Raw genomic sequence first — 17,663 nt, 5'->3', positions numbered from 1 at the left:
TCCGTCCTCGTCGTACTTCAACTTCATGCCCGTGTATGCGCCGAACAACAGCAAGACCGTCGACGCCACCCAGCTGATCAACACGACGATGAACATCCAGAACGCCAACGGCAACAACGCAGCGTTCGTCTCGGGCATCTCGTCCACGATCAACCCGCACGTGTACGCCAGCAACAACATCAACGTGCACTAAACGGCGCAGGCCGCCGCGGAGGCACGACAGCCTCCGCGGACTCTTACCGGCCGCTCCTCAAAAAGATTTCGCAGCCAATCGTTCTTTTCACGCGACCCCCCGTTTCACCGCCCGATTCCCGCGCCGATCTTCTTGCATCGCTTCGATGGTGAAGCCGCGCAGGAGATGCTTTACTTAAAGGGCGCGCTCCACTCGTGCAACGAATTGGGCGCCATCGGAGACCATCGTGTCAGCGTTGCTTTCATCAGCTCGTCAGCGCTTCTTCCGCAGGACATCTGCGCTGCGCTGCGTTTGCGCGGCGACGGTATGCGCGCTTTCGCTGTCGGCCTGTGTCGATGTCAGCATGCCCGACTACAAGCGTCCGGACACGCCCGCCAAAGCCTCGTGGTCGGATCAGAAAGGCGCGCCCGTATCGGCCGCCGCGACGATCGAACCCGACTGGTGGAAAGGCTTCCACGATCCCTATCTCGACACGCTGATCGCGAAGGCGATTGCCGGCAACTTCGATATCAAGGTACTGGCCGCGCGTATCGACGTGGCCGGCACGCAGATCGGCGAAGCCAAAGCGGGCGCCTTGCCGACCATGGATCTCGGCTTCGGCGCCGATTTCGAAAAGACCACGCACCAGACCTTCTCCAAGCAGTACAACCTCGCGACGCAGGTGAACTGGGACATTGATATCTGGGGCAAAGTCGAAAAGGGCGTGCAGGCGCAAAAGGCCGAATTCCATGCCAGCGAGGCGGACTGGCGCGCCGGCTATCTGGAACTGGTGTCGAACGTGGCCAGCACGTACTTCCAGATTCTGCAATTCGACGACCAGATCGAGCAGCAACAGAAAACGCTCGAAACAAACCGGCAGATTCTCGCGATTTACGACGGCCAGCGCCGCAACGGCCTCATACCGCAAACCCAGGTGTTGCGCCAGCAGGCGGAGATCAACCGCCTGACCAATCAACTGCTCGACCTGCGCCGTTCACGCGCGCTGGCCAATAACGCGCTTTGCACGCTGATCGGCGTGCCGGCGGGCGAGTTTCGGATGCCCAAGGGGCATTTGCAGCAGCGCGTGCAATTGCCGCCCGTGCCGGACGGTCTGCCCGCACAACTGCTGGCGCGCCGTCCCGACGTGGTGGCCGCCGAGTTCAGAGTGCTGGAAGCGTACGACCTCGTCGGGCAGGCCAAGCTCGCGCAACTGCCGACCATCAGCCTGACCGGGCACGCCGGCACCGCGAGTTTTGCGCTGACCGATCTGCTGAAATCGTTCACGTACGGCTTTATGCCCAGCATCAACATTCCGCTGCTCGATCCCGGCGTGCGGGCGCATGTGAAAGTCACGCAAGCGCAATCGACGGTGGCCGAACAGCAGTATCGCGCGGCGGTGATGACCGCGTTCGAGGAAGTGGAAAACTCGCTCGTCAATGTGAATTCGCACAAGGAACAGCGGGTGGAGTTGCAGCAGGAGGTGTCGCGGCTGCAAATCGTCGCGGACCAGATCCAGTCGCAATTGCGCCTCGGCGTGGTGTCGCAACTGGAGGTTTTCGAAACCGAACGGACCTTGCTGGAGGCGCAGCAGGAATTGCTCGCCAACCATCAACAGATTCTGTCCGACACGGTGCTGCTTTATAAAGCGCTGGGCGGCGGCTGGCCGAGCGTCGACGTGCAGGCTGAAGTAAAGGAACACTGAGCTAATCCGCAATGTGGCGCGCAGCGTGGGTATTTCGGCTGTATCTGACGCACTCGTTGCCTTCATAATTCGACGATCGGAAAATTGACACTCGCCATGTGTGACTTACAATCTTTAAGGGGCCGGTTTTTGCACGGCTCACTCGAACAATATCTTTCCGCCGTAGTCCTTCGTCCCGTTTCCGTTGCGCTCTCGCCGCAGCGGGTAAACGCTTAGTGATCCAGATAAAATGGCCGCCGGCGAAGCTCCGATTGCTGAGATGCGCGCGACAGAAGACGCCGCGTTCGACGTGGTGTTGTCGCCGGCTGCGTCCGCGCAACGTCCCGCGCTCGACGCGATCCGGATCGTCGACAACCTGTTTGCAATCGGGCGCAGCGAGGCACCTTTTACCGACTATCCCGCCGAGCGGATTGCGCGCCTGTCGCGCCGTCATGCGCGGGTTTTCACGGAACACGGCGCGGTCTACGTCGCCGACCTCGGCAGCAAGAACGGCACGACGGTGAACGGCGTGGCGGTGCGGCAAACACCGGCCCGCGTGCGCGCCGGCGACGAACTGTGCTTCGGCGGCGAGCTCTGCTACCGGGTGAGCATCGAGCCGCGCGCGCGTATCGTGGCGGCCGCGAGTTCGCCCACCGCACCGGGATTGCTGCTCGTGCCGCAGCGCGACGATCTCGGCCTGCAACCCATCGAGGTGCAGGCATTTCCGTTTCTGGTCAGCAAAGCGGACGAAGTCTTCTCGCGCTACAAGGACCGCTATCCGCATCAGGTCAATTACATCTCGCGCCGTCACGCGCATATCTTTCTGAAGGGTGGCGAGCTCTATGTCGAAGATCTCGGCAGCACCAACGGCACATTCGTCGGCGGAAAGCGGCTGGACGAGTCCGCGCTGCCACTGGTAGAGGGCGACCTCGTTGCATTTGGCGGAGACCACTTCGTCTACAGGGTGACGCTGCAGAAACCCCCTGAAGTCGAGCCCACCGTGACACAACTATTCCTCAATCCGGCCGCCGACGAAGCAGCCGATCCCGACAAGACCACCTTCGTCGGCGCCGCGCATTCATTCCTCGATATCTTTTGCGTCGACCCCGGCCTCCAACGCGAAGACGAAGTCAACGAGGCGGCACAGGCCGCGTCCGCGCATGCGAAGCGCGACGCGCCGACCGGCACGGCAAGAGGGGCGACTGGCACGAACGGAACCAACGGTGCGAATGGCGCTGCCAGCACGGCCGCCGCGAAGGGCCGGCCGCGCCGTTGGCGCTTGCTCGCGGGCGAACTCGGCAAGGCGTTTGCAATCGACGATCGCGCGAGCGTGCGGCGCATGGCGACATGGGGCGGCGTGGGCGTCGTGGTGATAGTGGCGATTGCGTCGGCGCTTTACATGCGCGGTTCGTCGGAGCGCGAGTTGAAGAACCTGCTGGCGAACGGCGATTACACGAGCGCGGTCACCGCGGCATCGGGCTATCTGGCGAACCATCCCACGGACACCAAAGTCAGCGCGCTAGCGAGCGAAGCGTTGTTGAAGGCGAAGCTCCCCAGCTGGCTGAACGCGCTGCAAAAGGCTCAGTTCGATCAAGCCGACGCGTTGCTCAAGGAGATGCGCTCGCTGAGCGCGAACAATGCGGACGCCGCGTCGCTGATCGGCGAGTTGCAATGGGTGGGCGATCTGGAGCGTTTCGTCGCGGCGCGCGGCGGCATGGACGCGCCGATTCGCATGTACGTGGATGAGGGCACGATCGACAACCTGCTGCAACGCTGGGAAGACGACGCGAAGAGCCATCAGCGCGCGCTCGACCGCATCGCTTCCTACGTGCCCGTGTTCGCCGATCCCTATGCGCAGGCGCTGAGCCATCTGCGTAAACTGGAAAGCGATGATTCGGTGTACCTCGCCGCCATCGACCGTCTGAATGGGACGATCCGCACCGAACTGGCGCGCGACAAACCCGACGCGCTGCCTCCCGTGCTCGACGATTACGCACAGCGCTATCCGCGTCTCGCCGGCATTGATCGGCTGCGTCAGGATTTGCGCCAATACACGGATTTGTTGAACGCCGCGCTGAGCCGGCAACTGGTGCCGTTGCTCGCCATGTTGAAATCGGCGCGCTTTAGCACGCCGCCTTTTCAGTCTCAATTTCAACAGCTGGCGGCCAGCCGTTTGCCTTCGTCAGACGTGATTGCGCGCCATGACGCGGTGACAGCGGCATGGCGGCGTGGCGACGCGCAACAGGCGCTGGCCGGTTTGCAGGCCATGCCCGCAGGGCCCTGGTCCGACGTGCTCGCGGCGGAACTGGCGCACAAGAAGGCACTGCTCGATCAGTACGCGCAATTGCAGAAGACGCACGGCGACAAGGATTACGACCAGCGCCTGCTGTCGTTCTACGCGAGCCTCGACCCGGCAACGGACGTGTGGTTCCTGCAGTCGATCCAGAAAGACGTCGCCGCCTTGCACGACAAAGCGCTGGCGCGTGCGCAAGACTTGCTGTTGCGCGCCCAGAGTCTGTGGAAACAGTATCGCGCGGGTGGCTCGATCGGCGGTACGCAGCGTCTCGAAGCCGGTATTTCGCCGGGATTTCGCAGCGAGGCGCGTCTGCTTTCCGACGCGCAAACGTCGGCGCAACAAGGCATGCGCATCTACACGCAATTGAAGGCCGATCATCCCGCCGACTTCGACCGGCTGCTTGCGGATATCGAGGCCGAAACCAATTTGCAGCGCCGTTCGCTGACGGAGTTGCGCATGGTGCTGGATCCGGGACTTCTGAAAGCGAAGCTGGCATTGATCGGGGGCGAGCAGAGTGAAACGCGACAATCACCCTAGGCCGTTGTCGGAGGCGCTGGAGGATCACAGCGTCGAGGGCATCGCGATTCTGATGGCGGAGCCGGTGCGGCTCGCGCGCGCGCTGATCTGGGCGATGGTCGCGCTGGTCGTGGTCGGGCTGTTGTGGTCGTTCGTGGGACGCGCGGACGTGATCGTCAGCGCGCAAGGCACTTTGTCGCCGGAATCGGAGGTGCGCCGGATCTATGCGCCGATCGACGGCGAACTCGCCGATCTGTATATCGCCGAGGGGCAACCGGTGTCGAAAGGCGACGTGCTCGCGCGCCTGAATGCGCGTGGCGCGATCGAGGCCGCCAGCAACGCGTTGCAAGCCCAACTCAAACTGGAAGACGCCGAGCGCGACTGGAAGCAATTCCCCGAGAAGAAGGCGCTGTTGGAGCGCAAAGCAGCCGCGCTCAAGACGCAGATGGAAGTGGAAGCGCGCCAGCACGAAAATCGCGTCTCCGAAGGCACCACCAAACTCGCGGAAGGGCAGAAGGCCGAACTCGACGAAGCACGCAGCATCCTCGACAATGCCCGGCGCACGCGTGAAGCGGCGCGTCAGGAACTGGACCGCTACTCGCGTCTCTTCGCGCAGCCGGGCGGCGGCGGCATTGCCGAATTGCAGGTGGAGCAGAAACGCACTGCGGCGATGGAAGCGGATAACGCGTACCGGGTCGCGCAATCGAAGCTCGCAGAGCTGGATTTCCGCTTGAGCCACGAATATACGCAGGCAAATGCGCAACTGGAAACCAGCGGCCAGCAGACCACCGACCTGCAGCTTCAATACGATTCGGCGGTGCGCGACATTACCGACGCGGAAGACAAGTTGCGCCTGCAACTGCAAAGTGCGCGGCTGGTGTCCGAAGCGGCCGCGCGGATTCGCTTCGAGAACATCGACAAAGACAATTTCCTGCTGATTCTCGCGCCGGTCTCGGGCGTCATCACCGACGTGACGTCGACGCAGCGCGGCGACAAGATTCAGGCGAACGCGCCGCTCGGCGGCATTGCGCCCAAAGACGCACGGCCTGTGCTGAAGATCGAAATTGCTGAACACGATCGCGCGTTTCTGCATGAGGGCCTGCCCGTCAAGCTCAAATTCAACGCCTTTCCGTATCAACGCTATGGGCTGATCAGCGGCACGCTGGCCTATATTTCGCCGGCCACCAAGCCGTCGGCGACGGACAAGCAGCCGGTCTACGAAGGCCGCGTCACGCTCGACAAAAATTACTACCAGATTGCCGACACGCGCTATCCGTTGCGCTACGGCATGACGGCAAGCGCTGAGATCGTGGTGCGCGAGCGGCGCCTGATCGATCTGGGTCTCGATCCGTTCAGGCAGGTTGCGGGATGACCGCGCGGATCACACGTCAATTAAAGGAGCGGAAGAAATGACCGCGATAGTGCGAATCGATGACGAAGTCGTGGACGTGGCCGAATTTATTCGTCTTCTGAAACTGACCGGCCAGTTCGAGAGCCTGATCGAGCAGATCGTGCGCGACAAGCTCACGGTTCACGCGGCGAAGAAGCAAGGCATGACTGTCACCGCCGATGAAATCCAGCAACGCGCCGATCAGTTCCGCCGCGTGCGAGGCCTGCATCGCGCGACGGATATGAATCAGTACCTCGACGCCCTCAATGTCAGCCTCGACGAATTCGAGGCCTTCATTACCGACGGCCTGTATCAGGAAAAGATGCTCGACGAGATCGGCAACGAGGTCGCGATCAAGGATTACTTCGCGCTGAATTCGCCGAAGTTCGATGCGATCGAAGTGAGCCACATCGTGCTCGACAGCGAGGGCAAGGCGAAGGAAATGATTTCGTACCTGCACGACGATCCCGACAGTTTCGCCGACATGGCGCGCGAGCATTCGATCGCGGATACGCGCGAAGCGGGCGGCGTAATCGGCAAGGTGCTGCGCGGCTCGTTGAAGCCGGAAATCGAAGCGAAGATTTTCAACGCGGCGGTGGGCGATCTGCTTGGTCCGTTTCCGTCGGCGGATCGCTCGTGCTTCGAGATTTTCGCCGTGACGGCCAAATATCCGGCGACGCTCGACGCTGACGTGGCCTCCGAAGTCCGGCGGCTGCTGCGCGAGGGCTGGCTGATTGCACGCGCTCAGGAGCACGTGATCGAAGCGCGCTAGCCCGATCGGGGCTAGCACGCCGTATTGAAACAACGCAACGACACGCCGATTCGAGGTCCGCAAGCACATGGATGCACCCCAGACCGCGCCTTCCGCAGCCGAGTTTCTCACCTCGGTGGAAATTCTCTCGCCGTTTTCGCGCGATGAGATCGAGCGTCTTGCCGAATATGCGCAAGCGCGCTTCTATTCGTTCGGCGAAACGGTTTGTTCCGCGGGCGAGACGGCTGACGGGCTGTACGTGATTCGCTCGGGTTCCGTGCGGATCTTCACGGAAGAGCATGGCAAGGAAACCAGCATGGGGGTGCGCAAGTCGGGCGAGATCTTCGCCGATATTGCGATGTTGCGTACCTATGTCCACGAAGCGTCAGTGCGGGCATCGGCGAAAACCGAATTGCTGTTCATTCCGCGTGCCGCGATCGAACCGGTCATGGCCGGCAATCAGGCTGCGTTGGCTTTCGTTGCCAGCTACGTGGCGATCAATTCGGCGGGCGGTTTCGTCGCGCAGTTATTCGATCTGCGGGGCAAGCTGAACAAGGCGGAACTCGAAGAGTATGTGCGCAGCGTCGGCGTGAAACGGGTGGCTGCGGGCAAGGAAATCCTCAAGCAGGACGGCCGCGAGGACCGGCGCCTGTACGTGGTGCGCCAAGGCGCAGTGCGTATCGTGCGGCACGAGGAGGGGCATGACTACACGCTCGCCACGCTCGGCGAAGGCGAAATATTCGGCGAGAAAGCTTGCTTGATGCGCCAGGAGCAGATGGCGTCGGTGGTCGCGACGACCGATACGCGGCTGCTGGTGATTCCGGAGCGCACGGTCCATTTCATTCTCGAACGCAATCCGAAGCTGCGCGAAGTGCTCGACGAGCGGATTCGCTACGGCGACCGCGAATTGCAGCGGCAAAAGCGGGTCGAACAGCGGCGCAAGCTGCCGCTGATGCTCGATTTGCAGAGCAAGCCCGAGTTCGGCGAGAAAGTCATCAAACGCTTCGCGCTGGTCGAACAGGCCGAAGAAATGGATTGCGGTGCAGCGTGCCTTGCGATGGTATGCCGCCACTACAGCATTCCGATGACGCTCGGCAAATTGCGCGAACTGGCCAACGTCACGACCCAGGGCGCGACGCTTGACAGTCTCGCCCGCGCCGGTGAATCGCTCGGCTTCACGGCGCGCGGCGTGCAATGTACCTTCGATTCGTTGCGCGGTTTCGATCTGCCGTTCATCGTGCACTGGGAGGGCTATCACTACGTCGTGGTGTACGGGCTCTCCAAGGATTACGTGTGGGTGGCGGACCCTGCGGTCGGATTCAAAAAAATGACCGTGGAGGATTTCGAACGCGGCTGGAGCGGCACCTGTTTGCTGTTTACAGGTGGACCGCATCTGCTGCAAATGTCCGCCGCGCGTTCGCCGTGGATACGCTTCGTCGGCTACCTCAAGCCGTACAAAAAGATTCTCGGCCACCTGTTTCTCGCCACTTTCGTGATTCAGGTATTGGGCGTGATTCCCCCGCTGATTATCCAGAACATTCTCGACGGCGTGATCGTGCATCAGAATGTCAGCCTGCTGCATCTGCTGATTGGCGGCTTGATCATCGCCAATGTCTTTTCGCAATTGATGTCGTCGATTCGCGCGTACCTCGCGAATTTCATGGTGCGCAACATGGACTTCGCGATGATGTCGCAGTTCTTCAAGCACACCATGTCGCTGCCGTTTTCGTTTTTCGCCAAGCGCAAGACCGGCGACATTTTCGCGCGCTTCCAGGAGAACCAGACGATCCGCGCGTTCCTCACCGAATCCACCGTCACCACGGCGCTGAATCTGCTGATGGTGTTCATCTACTTCACGATCATGTTCGTCTACAACGTGAAGATGACGCTGGTGCTGATCGCGTTCGTCATTCCGATCATGGCGCTGACCGCGATCGCCACGCCGAAGATCAAAGGCTATGCGCGCGAAGTGTTCACCGCGTCGACCGAATCGAAGTCATTTCTGATGGAAGCGCTCGCCGGCGTGGAGACCATCAAGGGCATGGGTATCGAACGGCCGGTGCGTCTGCGTTGGGAGAAGAAGTACGCGAAGGCACTCGAAGTGCAATATCGCGCGCACGCGTTCAACATTCTCGTGGGACTCGGCAGTCAGTTGCTGAACTCCGCGACGACGATTGCGATTCTCTGGGTCGGTGCGAATCTCGTGCTCGCGCGTGAAATGACGATTGGTCAGTTGATCGCGTTCAATGCATTCATGGGTAGCGTACTGGGGCCGCTCATGGGCCTGGTCGGCTTGTGGAGCATGTTGAACGACGCGGGTGTGGCGATGGAGCGCCTCGGCGATGTGCTCGATATCGAGCCCGAGCAGAAGCCTCAGGATTTGCCTTCACGTGTGATGCTGCCCGAACTGCAAGGCGAAATCAGCCTCAGCGGCGTCTATTTCCGTTACGGCGAAAACGACTCGGCGTACGTGCTCGAAAACATCAGCTTCGATATCAAACCCGGCGAACTGGTGGCGATTGTCGGGCGCAGCGGGTCGGGCAAGACGACGCTCGCGAAATTGCTGGTCGGCTTCTACGCGCCGACCGAAGGCAAGATGACGATCGACGGCTACGATCTCGGCGTGGTCGACAAAGCCTATTACCGTGCGCAGATCGGCTATGTGATGCAAAGTAATCTGCTGTTCTCCGGCACGATCTCGGAGAACATCGCGAGCGGCGACGACGCGCCCGACCGGCGCCGCATCGAGGAAGTCGCGAAGATGGCCGACGCGCATGGATTCATCAGCAAGATGCCGCTCGGGTATGAGCAGATTGTGGGCGAACGCGGAATTGGGTTGTCCGGCGGGCAGATCCAAAGGCTGTGCATTGCACGGGCGCTATATCACGATCCGCGTCTGCTCGTATTCGACGAAGCGACCTCGGCACTGGACTCGCAATCGGAGAGCAACATCCTCGGCAATATGCACGACATTCTGAAGGGCCGCACGGCGGTGATCATCGCGCACCGGCTCAGCACGATCATGCGTGCGGACAAGATTCTCGTGCTGTACGAAGGGGCGATTGTCGAACAGGGCCGTCACGATGAACTGATCCAGCGCGGCGGCATGTATTACCAGCTGGTCCAGAAACAGTTGAGTGCGTGATGATGAAGATACTCGACCAGGTTGAAGAGGCCAGCCCCGCGATTTCGTACGCGGGGCTGATCGAGCGGATCGAGATTTTGCGCTCGACATTGCGCTGGTCGTCACGGCTGGAGCGCGCGGACATCGACAAGCTGCTCCGGCAAGCCACCTCGTTGCGCGACGAAGTGATGCAGCTCTCGCACAAGGAGCGCTTCGTGCAAGCGGCGGTGGCCGCGGAGCCGCAGGAGCGCGGCGATCTATCGCGTGGCGCGCGCCGCAAAGCGTTGCTCGAACGCAGTTTCATTTTCGAAGGGACGTTCGGCGACAATCCACGCCTGCTCGAATCGCTCGAAATCGCCGAGAAAGCGGCGCCGACCGATTTACCCGTGTTGATCGATGGCGAAAGTGGCACGGGCAAGGAGTTGATGGCGAAAGTGATTCACGCCAACGGCTCGCGTTCCGACAAACCCTTCATTTCAGTGAACTGCGGCGCGATTCCCGACAATCTGCTGGAGTCGGAATTGTTCGGGCATCGCAAGGGCGCCTTCACGGGTGCTTCGAATGATCGCAAGGGGAAATTCGAAAGCGCGCATACAGGTACGATCTTTCTCGACGAAATCGGCGAGTTGCCGCTGGCCGGCCAGGTGAAACTGCTGCGCGTGCTGGAAGCGCATGAGATTCAGCGCGTCGGATCCGATGAAACGATTGCGGTGGATACGCGCATCGTCGCGGCGACCAATCGCAATCTGCGGCAACTCAGCGAAGAGGGCAAGTTCCGCGAGGATCTGTTCTACCGGCTCAGCGTGATTCATGTGACGTTGCCGCCGCTGCGGGAGCGTCGCGATGAAATTCCACTGCTGATCGCGTGGTTCGGCGATGAAGCCGCCGGCACGCTAAAGCGCAGGCCCGTGCGAATGACGCCGCGTCTGCGGGACTTTCTGCTGAACTATGCGTATCCGGGCAATATCCGCGAGTTGCGCAACGTGATGTATCGGGTGTCGTGTCTGGCCGGCGATATGGCCGATGTCGAACATTTGCCGGTGGACATGCGGCCGGCGGCGCCCGGCTCGGCGGTGGCAGCCAGCGCCACGACCGCAACGGGGCAGGAGCCGATCAGCGTGGCGAACCTGATGTCGCTGAGCGACGCAAAGCGTGCCGCCAGCGACGACGCCGAAAAAGCCTTTCTCGAGCGCGGCCTTCGAGAAGTGAGCGGCACGGTCGCGGAACTCGCGCGTCGTATCGACATGAACCGCTCGCATCTGCAGATGCTTCTGAAGAAACACGGCTTGCATTCGAAGGATTTCCGCAACCGCAATCAGCCGGCCGGGAACAAGAACGGTGCTGAAGACCACGACGATGAAGACAACGAGACCTGAGACCGCGGCGTCACGGCAATAGCTTCATGGCGCCGGGTTAAGCAGAGTTTTGTCTGACGCATTAGGGTCTTCGGCGCGCACGACCACGGCGGTGATGTTGTCGCGGCCGCCGCGCGCGAGCGCCAGGTCGACGAGTTCTTCAGACGCGTTCGCGCCAGCCGTTTTGCTCAGCACAGCGAGCATGTCTTCTTCGCCGACTTCGTTGCTCAGGCCGTCGCTGCAGAGAAGGAAGACGTCGCCGTCCGCGACCTCGATGGCATCGTCGTCGAGTTCGAGCACGTCGGTGGCGCCAACCGCGCGCGTGATCATGTGCTGCGCCGGATGATGGCGCGCCTCTTCTTCGGTGAGCACGCCGAGCGACTTGAGCGCTTCCACCTGACTGTGATCGCGCGTGAGTTGCCGCAGGCTGCCTTCACGCAGCAGGTACAGGCGGCTGTCGCCGGCCCAGATGTAGCCGCAGAAACGATCGCAGGCGAGCAGCACGACGACCGTACTGCCGATACGCTGCACCTGACGGCGCGCGGCTTCTTCCCGCAGTTGACGATTGGCGGTTTGCAGGCGCGCGCGCGCGTCGGCGACGAAGGACTTCATGCTGACCGGTGACGCGAGCCGGCCAAGCGCATCGATCACCAGACGGCTCGCCAGATCGCCGACCGCGTGTCCACCCATGCCGTCGGCGACGGCCCAGCGTCCGAGTGCGGACTGGTCGAGGCAGGCATCTTCGTTGATCTCGCGGACGCGCCCGGCGTCGGAGCGCGCGGACGACGTCCAGCGAAATTGGCTCGCACAGGTCACAACGCTTACACCGTATCGTTTCTGCTGCGTGCTTCGGGAGAGACACTGATGTTCGAGTTCGCGCCGGTGTTGCGTACATCGACCGACTGGAACGTGTTGATCATCTGGTTAGCATAGAAGTTGTTCGTCACATCGTACAGGTTCACGACGGGTCCAAAGCTCGGCGTATCGCGTACATAAGGCTGAATCCAGCCGTACACCCACGGGGCGCCGCCGCCGCCGCGGATCGCCGCCATCGCTTTACGATCTAGCGCGAGGTTCAGCGAGAGGTCGCTTACTGTAATAGAAGCCATGTCGTTTCTCCGGTTGGCCGCGTGTGTAACGCGCGCGGTGACGCGCGGTTAAGAAGTATCTGGCCGTTATAGTGCAAGTGTCATGCCAATTCGTGAGTGATTCAGGCGGTTTGTCGTAACGCCTTGATTGCCGGGCCATTCCGCGAGCTTGCGTATACAGGGCACCTGCGCGCATGAATTCATCGGTCGGCTGGCAGCCAACATGCCCGCACTCGAAACGGTGCGCGACCCAACACATTCCTCGTGCTCGCCGCGCCGTTTCAATCGACGCACATCCCCTTCCACCGCAGCGACAAAAGAGCGCCGCTCGCCAACACTTTGGCCAAATTTCTGTCGGCCCGCAACGTACACTCGTCGTATCCCGAACGTCTCGTTTTCCCGCGAAGCCCTTTAAATAAAGGCTTTCGCGCACATGGCCCGAATGATGCAAAAGATCTCGCAACAGTGTTGGAAATCGAAGCGAGGCCAGCCATGAACACGAACCAAACCAGCAGCGAAAACAGCGAAGACCGCTGCGACGCCGCGTCCACCATCGACCTGCCGATCGGCGCGCATCTCGTCACGCAACGCCCCGGTTACGAACACCACGGCATTTATGTGGGCAATGGCCGCGTGGTTCATTACTCAGGCTTTGCGAGTTCAGCGCATCGCGGCCCGGTTGAGGAAGTGGAACTGGAACGTTTCGCCGCCGGCCATCCGCTGACGATCCGTTCAACCCCGTCCGCCCGCTACGTCGGCGACGAAGCCGTGCGCCGCGCACGCTCCCGCCTCGGCGAAAACCATTATCGCCTGCTGACCAACAACTGCGAGCACTTCTGCGCATGGTGCCTGCTCGGCGAAAGCCGTAGCGAACAAGTGCATTGCTGCCTGCGCCATCCGCGCACCGGCATGCATGCGCTGGTGTGCCTCGTGAAGGCTTTTGTGGAAAGCACCGCGAAGGGCGTTCACGGTTCCGCGCAAATGGCCTGAACCGGCGACACCGAATCTCAGTGACTCATTTTAGTGACTCAATCATTCAAGGATTCAAGGAGAACATCATGGCCGCCGCAGAAAAGTCCTTGCATTGGGCCGTAGACAAATGGCTCGCCCCGACCCCGTCGATGCCCGCACGTGTCGTGCAGTTCTGCCACCGTGCGTCGCAACATCAGCGCTATGTGTGTGTGGAAGCCTTGCGGCCGAGCGGTCTGCTGTCGATCTTCTTTTTCCGTCATGACGACGGTTCGTGGAATGTGTTTCCGCCGCAAGCGGAGCGTCCCGCAATGAATGGCCATCGCCGCGCTTTGCTAGCTGCCTAGCTCCGCACCTGCGCAGACGCTTCCTTGATGATCCACTGATTGAACAGCAGCATCGCCGGCGTCATGGGTTTGCCCTTCAACCATGTCAGCCAATAACTGCCGGCGTGAACCTCCACTTCGAACGGGCGCACCAGCCGGCCTGTGTTGATCTCGTGATCGAACATCAGCGCGGGCGCGAGCGCGATACCCGCGCCCTGCATCGCCGCTTCCACCATCAGCCGCGACGAATCGAACACCGGCCCGCGAATTGGCCGTGGCGGAATACCGGCGGCGGTGAACCAGCTCATCCAGTCGTCGGCGCGATAGGAGCGCAGCAAGGTCTCGTCGGCGAGATCCTCCGGCTTCGACAGACGCGCCGCGATTTCCGGCGTGCAGAGCAGCGCGAGCGGCGCGTCGAGCAGGCGGGTCGCGAGCGAACCGGGCCACGTGCCGTCGCCGAAACGGATCGCGAAGTCGAGACCTTCGGTGGCGAGATCGACCAGGTTGTTGTTCGTCAGCAGCCGCAGTTCGACGAACGGATGCGCGTCGCGAAACGATTTGAGGCGAGGCATCAACCAGCCCACCGCGAAGGTGCCCACCACGCCGACCGTCAGCACCTCGTGAAAGTGGCCGCCTTCGAATTGCTTGAGCACGGCCTCAATGCGATCGAATGCGTCGGTCAGCACCGGACGCAACGCGAGGCCCTCGTCGGTCATGGCGAGGCCGCGCGGCAGACGCTTGAAGAGCGCGGTGCCCAGCCGCTCCTCCAAGGTTCTGACTTGCTGGCTGACGGCGGCCTGGGTGACGTTCAATTCGAGCGCCGCGCGCGTGAAGCTCAGGTGTCGGGCGGACGATTCGAAGGCGCGCAGCGCGTTTAACGGAAGGTACGGTCTCATGGCGAAGGCATAAGTTTTTCTTGTGAGTTGGCTAACTTATCATCGTTTGTCAGCGGCCGGCGGAAAACCGATAGTTGCGGCTTCACACAAAGGAGCGGCGATGATCACAAGACGCAAGTTCGCGGGCGCGATGCTGGGTGTTTCGATAGCTGGGGTTGCGGTTGGCAGTGCCGGCGCGTTCGGCAAGGCATCCGGCAAGGCGATGAAAACGGGCACGGCGGCGCAAGGACGCGCGCTGGCCAAGGCGGATGCGATCCGTAGACGGCTCGCTGAAATCGAAGCGGCGAGCGGCGGGCGGCTGGGTGTGTCGATCGTCGATACGATGTCCGGCTTGCACGCCGGCTTGCGGACCGACGAGCGCTTTCCGATGTGCAGCACTTTCAAGGTACTGGCGGCGGGCGCCGTACTGGCGCGCACGGATCGCGGCGAGGAAGACTTGCAGCGGCGCGTGGTGTTCTCACAAAGCGACGTGGTGTCGAACTCGCCGGCTACTAGCAAGCACACAAGCGAACTCACCGGAAACGCGGGCATGAGCATCGCCGAGCTATGCAAGGCGGCGATCACGCTCAGCGACAACACAGCGGCGAATCTGTTGCTGGCGACCTTCGGCGGGCCGGCTGGGTTGACCGCGTTCGCCCGCGGCCTCGGTGACGGCATCACGCGTCTGGACCGTAACGAGCCGACACTGAACGAGGCCATTCCCGGCGATCCGCGCGACACCACCACGCCCAACGCCATGCTTGGCGATCTGCGCGAGCTGTTGCTCGGCGAGCATCTGTCCTCGTCGTCGCGAGCGCAACTGCTGGCCTGGCTCGCGGCCAACGAGACCGGCGGCGCACGGATTCGCGCGAAGCTGCCGAAGGAGTGGGGCGTAGGCGACAAGACCGGAACGGGCGATCACGGCACCGCCAACGACGTGGCGATTCTGTGGCCGCCCGGACGCGGTCCGGTGCTGGTAACCGTGTACCTGACTGAAACGGATGGCGACGCGGCACGCAGCAACGCGGCGATCGCGAACGTGGGCGCGCTGGTGGTGACGTCTATCTGATCTCGGCGCGGACAGTGAGGCACGCAACGCGGCAAGATGCGATGGCCGATAAATCCGGCGGTCATCGCCGCCGATGCGCCGATCGAAGTATGCGACACTAGGGCCACACCGAAAGGAGGCAACTGCGAATCGGCCTCGATGGATGCGGTGAGAAGTTGACTGTCCATGGAAATGCTCGACACCTTCTGCCGACGTTCGTCCAGGTAAGCCGTCGGCTTGTTCAACCACGCATCGTTGTCCTTGATTCGGAGTCCCCCATGTCTGTCTATGTCCTGGCATTGCTGATCGGCGTCGTGGCCGGTCTTCGCGCGATGACCGCGCCCGCCGCGGTCAGTTGGGCGGCGCATCTGGGCTGGTTGCCGCTGCAAGACACCCCGTTGGCATTTCTCGGCTTCACCGCCACGCCGTATATCTTCACGGTGCTGGCCATCGTCGAACTGATCACCGATCAACTGCCGAAAACCCCTAGCCGTACCGTGCCGATGCAATTCGGCGCGCGTCTCGTGCTCGGCGGATTGAGCGGTGCGGCGATCGGTGCGGCGCATGGCGGAGTGGGGAACGGGTTGATCGCGGGATTGATTGGCGTTGTGATCGGCACCGTGGGCGGCGCGAGAGTCCGCGGCGCGATGGCGCGTGCGATCGGGCGGGACCAGCCGGCGGCGTTGATCGAAGATGCTGTGGCGATCGTCGGCGCGGCGTTGATCATGATGGCGTTGCGTTGATGCGCTTCAGCGAGACGCGGGGCGCCTCGCTGAAGCGGTTTGGGCAGTCTAGCTGGCCCGTGCGATACGTGAATCGGTGGATGTCCGCGGTGCGGGCAGGGCACCGATAGCCGCGGTGGCGGGAATCAGCTTGCCGCGCACCAGCAAGCCCAACGTCTTCACCGCCAGAATCGCGATGATCACATTCGCCGCGATGAACAGAACCGGCGCGGCCCATTCAACCGGACCCGTCGCGCCTCGTTCGACCATCCGAAGCGCCATCGTCGGCAGGGCGGCGACGCCGAAGCTGAAGGCCCAATAAGCCGGCACGAAAGCCTGTTGGCGAATCCACGGCAGCAAACGCAGGAGCAGCAGAGCCTGGTACAAGCCATAACCGAGCAGCACGAGGGCGAGCAGGTCAGGCGCGCCGCTGCTCAGGCTCAGATAGGTCACGCCACCCACCACCGGCGGCGCAAGCTGGATGCCGAGCACCGGGCGCAATGCGTCGGGCAGCGGTTCATGCACGGCGGCGCGGTGCAGGATCAGCGATTCGATCGCGAGCCACGACAGCAAACCCGCGCCGAAAAACAACGCGCCCAGCTGATGGAAACCGAAGGCGGCCGAAGCCGTGCCGGCTACGAAGCTCGGCGCCACGGTCGGCAGATAAATGGCGGGCGTCACCAGTTCAGGCTTGCGGCCGCCCTGCCAGAGCCGTCCATGCAAATACATGCCGAGCGCCAGTTGCGCGAGCACGGCCACGCCGAACAACGAAAGCGCCAACGTATGCGCGTACGGTTGCAGAAGCTGCGCGGCCAGCAGGCTGGAGACGGGGCCGAGCGCCGCAAACGACGATTGCACCGGATGCTGCATTTCCGCGCACGCTTCGGCGGCATGCGTCAGCCATTTTTGCCCGTATGCCACCAGAATCACGAGCCACACGACGAGCGCGGCCACTGTCATCAAGTCGCCTACGGCGGCGGGCAGGTGCCAGAGCTTGATTGCCACGCGCCACAGATTGGCGAACGCCAGTGCGCCCACCGCGATCCCGAAGAAGGCAACTGGAATCGTCCCACGCTTACTGTTCATCACCGATCCTCCGAAAGTTGTGTCGCGCTCCGCTGTTGCGGCTTCGCACGATCGATGACGTACTGTAAAAGCCGGCGGCCAAACGCTGAATGCTGGGCGCGCTCAACAAATCGCGCGATCGTCTCAAGATGAGACGTGCCGTATTCGGTGGGCGTTTGCGCCGTGGTTTGCGCTCATGCTCCGGATTCCGCGCGGAATCGGCGCCGAAGCGCCCGTGGCGGGTATGACAGCCCGGCGTCATGGCGTAAAATTTCCGCTTCCCTA

Annotated in this window: 15 protein-coding genes; 11 read left to right on the top strand and 4 right to left on the bottom strand. The window is 62.1% G+C overall.

Translation table 11 applies throughout. The features are described from left to right. The 7 genes from P0D80_RS11885 to P0D80_RS11855 all read left to right on the top strand — a co-directional run. Nucleotides 1-193, top strand: a 193-nt coding sequence (locus P0D80_RS11885; protein WP_408283965.1) for a hypothetical protein, incomplete at its 5' end; no start/stop codon positions are given. Between the two features lie 226 nt (nucleotides 194-419). Continuing rightward, on the top strand, nucleotides 420-1,874 hold the full coding sequence (locus tag P0D80_RS11880) for an efflux transporter outer membrane subunit (RefSeq protein ID WP_408177282.1): 1,455 nt from the start codon (nucleotides 420-422) through the stop codon (nucleotides 1,872-1,874). A gap of 229 nt (nucleotides 1,875-2,103) precedes the next feature. Beyond that, complete coding sequence (locus P0D80_RS11875; RefSeq protein ID WP_408283962.1) at nucleotides 2,104-4,686, top strand: FHA domain-containing protein; 2,583 nt, start codon at nucleotides 2,104-2,106, stop codon at nucleotides 4,684-4,686. Beyond that, a complete protein-coding gene (locus P0D80_RS11870; protein WP_132378868.1) occupies nucleotides 4,664-6,037 on the top strand; it encodes a beta-barrel domain-containing protein in 1,374 nt (457 codons plus the stop codon). Before P0D80_RS11875 ends, P0D80_RS11870 begins: the two co-directional genes overlap by 23 nt. Nucleotides 6,038-6,074: 37 nt before the next feature. Then, nucleotides 6,075-6,827 carry a peptidylprolyl isomerase gene (locus tag P0D80_RS11865; RefSeq protein ID WP_408177280.1) on the top strand — a complete coding sequence of 251 codons (753 nt, stop codon included), beginning with the start codon at nucleotides 6,075-6,077 and terminating at the stop codon, nucleotides 6,825-6,827. Between the two features lie 67 nt (nucleotides 6,828-6,894). Continuing rightward, nucleotides 6,895-9,951: a peptidase domain-containing ABC transporter gene (locus P0D80_RS11860; RefSeq protein WP_408177279.1), complete on the top strand. Its 3,057-nt coding sequence runs from the start codon at nucleotides 6,895-6,897 to the stop codon at nucleotides 9,949-9,951. Further along, the gene (locus P0D80_RS11855) at nucleotides 9,951-11,306 is read left to right on the top strand and encodes a sigma-54 interaction domain-containing protein (protein WP_408283959.1); all 1,356 of its coding nucleotides are present in this window, start codon (nucleotides 9,951-9,953) and stop codon (nucleotides 11,304-11,306) included. The genes P0D80_RS11860 and P0D80_RS11855 overlap by 1 nt, the downstream gene beginning before the upstream one ends. Nucleotides 11,307-11,330: 24 nt before the next feature. Here P0D80_RS11855 and P0D80_RS11850 read toward each other — a convergent pair whose 3' ends face one another. Further along, complete coding sequence (locus tag P0D80_RS11850) at nucleotides 11,331-12,101, bottom strand: PP2C family protein-serine/threonine phosphatase (protein WP_132378860.1); 771 nt, start codon at nucleotides 12,099-12,101, stop codon at nucleotides 11,331-11,333. Nucleotides 12,102-12,106: 5 nt separating this feature from the next. Next, on the bottom strand, nucleotides 12,107-12,394 hold the full coding sequence (locus tag P0D80_RS11845) for a hypothetical protein (RefSeq protein ID WP_408283957.1): 288 nt from the start codon (nucleotides 12,392-12,394) through the stop codon (nucleotides 12,107-12,109). Nucleotides 12,395-12,865: 471 nt separating this feature from the next. Between P0D80_RS11845 and P0D80_RS11840 the strand changes: the two genes are divergently transcribed. Then, nucleotides 12,866-13,363 carry a lecithin retinol acyltransferase family protein gene (locus P0D80_RS11840; RefSeq protein ID WP_408284007.1) on the top strand — a complete coding sequence of 166 codons (498 nt, stop codon included), beginning with the start codon at nucleotides 12,866-12,868 and terminating at the stop codon, nucleotides 13,361-13,363. Between the two features lie 68 nt (nucleotides 13,364-13,431). Next, nucleotides 13,432-13,689 (top strand): hypothetical protein, encoded by a 258-nt coding sequence (locus tag P0D80_RS11835; RefSeq protein WP_132378856.1) that lies wholly within the window; start codon nucleotides 13,432-13,434, stop codon nucleotides 13,687-13,689. On the opposite strand, the gene P0D80_RS11830 is transcribed toward P0D80_RS11835, so the two are convergent. Beyond that, nucleotides 13,686-14,564: a LysR family transcriptional regulator gene (locus tag P0D80_RS11830; protein WP_408283955.1), complete on the bottom strand. Its 879-nt coding sequence runs from the start codon at nucleotides 14,562-14,564 to the stop codon at nucleotides 13,686-13,688. The two genes, P0D80_RS11835 and P0D80_RS11830, sit on opposite strands and share 4 nt — an antisense overlap. A gap of 100 nt (nucleotides 14,565-14,664) precedes the next feature. Between P0D80_RS11830 and bla the strand changes: the two genes are divergently transcribed. Beyond that, nucleotides 14,665-15,612 (top strand): class A beta-lactamase, encoded by a 948-nt coding sequence (gene bla / locus P0D80_RS11825; RefSeq protein ID WP_408283953.1) that lies wholly within the window; start codon nucleotides 14,665-14,667, stop codon nucleotides 15,610-15,612. A gap of 257 nt (nucleotides 15,613-15,869) precedes the next feature. Beyond that, complete coding sequence (locus P0D80_RS11820; RefSeq protein ID WP_408283950.1) at nucleotides 15,870-16,334, top strand: DUF4126 domain-containing protein; 465 nt, start codon at nucleotides 15,870-15,872, stop codon at nucleotides 16,332-16,334. 48 nt (nucleotides 16,335-16,382) lie between these two features. Here the strand turns inward: P0D80_RS11820 and tehA are convergent, their stop codons facing one another. Further along, a complete protein-coding gene (tehA, locus tag P0D80_RS11815) occupies nucleotides 16,383-17,399 on the bottom strand; it encodes a dicarboxylate transporter/tellurite-resistance protein TehA (protein WP_408283947.1) in 1,017 nt (338 codons plus the stop codon). Nucleotides 17,400-17,663: the final 264 nt, after the last annotated feature.

This window comes from Paraburkholderia sp. RL17-373-BIF-A (genome assembly GCF_046030175.1).
In the GTDB taxonomy this organism is placed as follows: domain Bacteria; phylum Pseudomonadota; class Gammaproteobacteria; order Burkholderiales; family Burkholderiaceae; genus Paraburkholderia.
The sequence above is the reverse complement of the archived record's forward strand: the minus strand, read 5'-3'. Positions and strand labels throughout refer to the sequence as shown.

Bases quoted from the DNA above. Each gene is read 5' to 3' on its own strand.
- P0D80_RS11875 (WP_408283962.1), top strand. From the start codon at position 2,104: ATGGCCGCCGGCGAAGCTCCGATTGCTGAGATGCGCGCGACAGAAGAC.
- P0D80_RS11865 (WP_408177280.1), top strand. From the start codon at position 6,075: ATGACCGCGATAGTGCGAATCGATGACGAAGTCGTGGACGTGGCCGAA.
- P0D80_RS11860 (WP_408177279.1), top strand. From the start codon at position 6,895: ATGGATGCACCCCAGACCGCGCCTTCCGCAGCCGAGTTTCTCACCTCG.
- P0D80_RS11855 (WP_408283959.1), top strand. From the start codon at position 9,951: ATGATGAAGATACTCGACCAGGTTGAAGAGGCCAGCCCCGCGATTTCG.
- P0D80_RS11845 (WP_408283957.1), bottom strand. From the start codon at position 12,394: ATGGCTTCTATTACAGTAAGCGACCTCTCGCTGAACCTCGCGCTAGAT.
- P0D80_RS11840 (WP_408284007.1), top strand. From the start codon at position 12,866: ATGAACACGAACCAAACCAGCAGCGAAAACAGCGAAGACCGCTGCGAC.
- P0D80_RS11835 (WP_132378856.1), top strand. From the start codon at position 13,432: ATGGCCGCCGCAGAAAAGTCCTTGCATTGGGCCGTAGACAAATGGCTC.
- P0D80_RS11830 (WP_408283955.1), bottom strand. From the start codon at position 14,564: ATGAGACCGTACCTTCCGTTAAACGCGCTGCGCGCCTTCGAATCGTCC.
- bla (WP_408283953.1), top strand. From the start codon at position 14,665: ATGATCACAAGACGCAAGTTCGCGGGCGCGATGCTGGGTGTTTCGATA.
- P0D80_RS11820 (WP_408283950.1), top strand. From the start codon at position 15,870: ATGTCTGTCTATGTCCTGGCATTGCTGATCGGCGTCGTGGCCGGTCTT.
- tehA (WP_408283947.1), bottom strand. From the start codon at position 17,399: ATGAACAGTAAGCGTGGGACGATTCCAGTTGCCTTCTTCGGGATCGCG.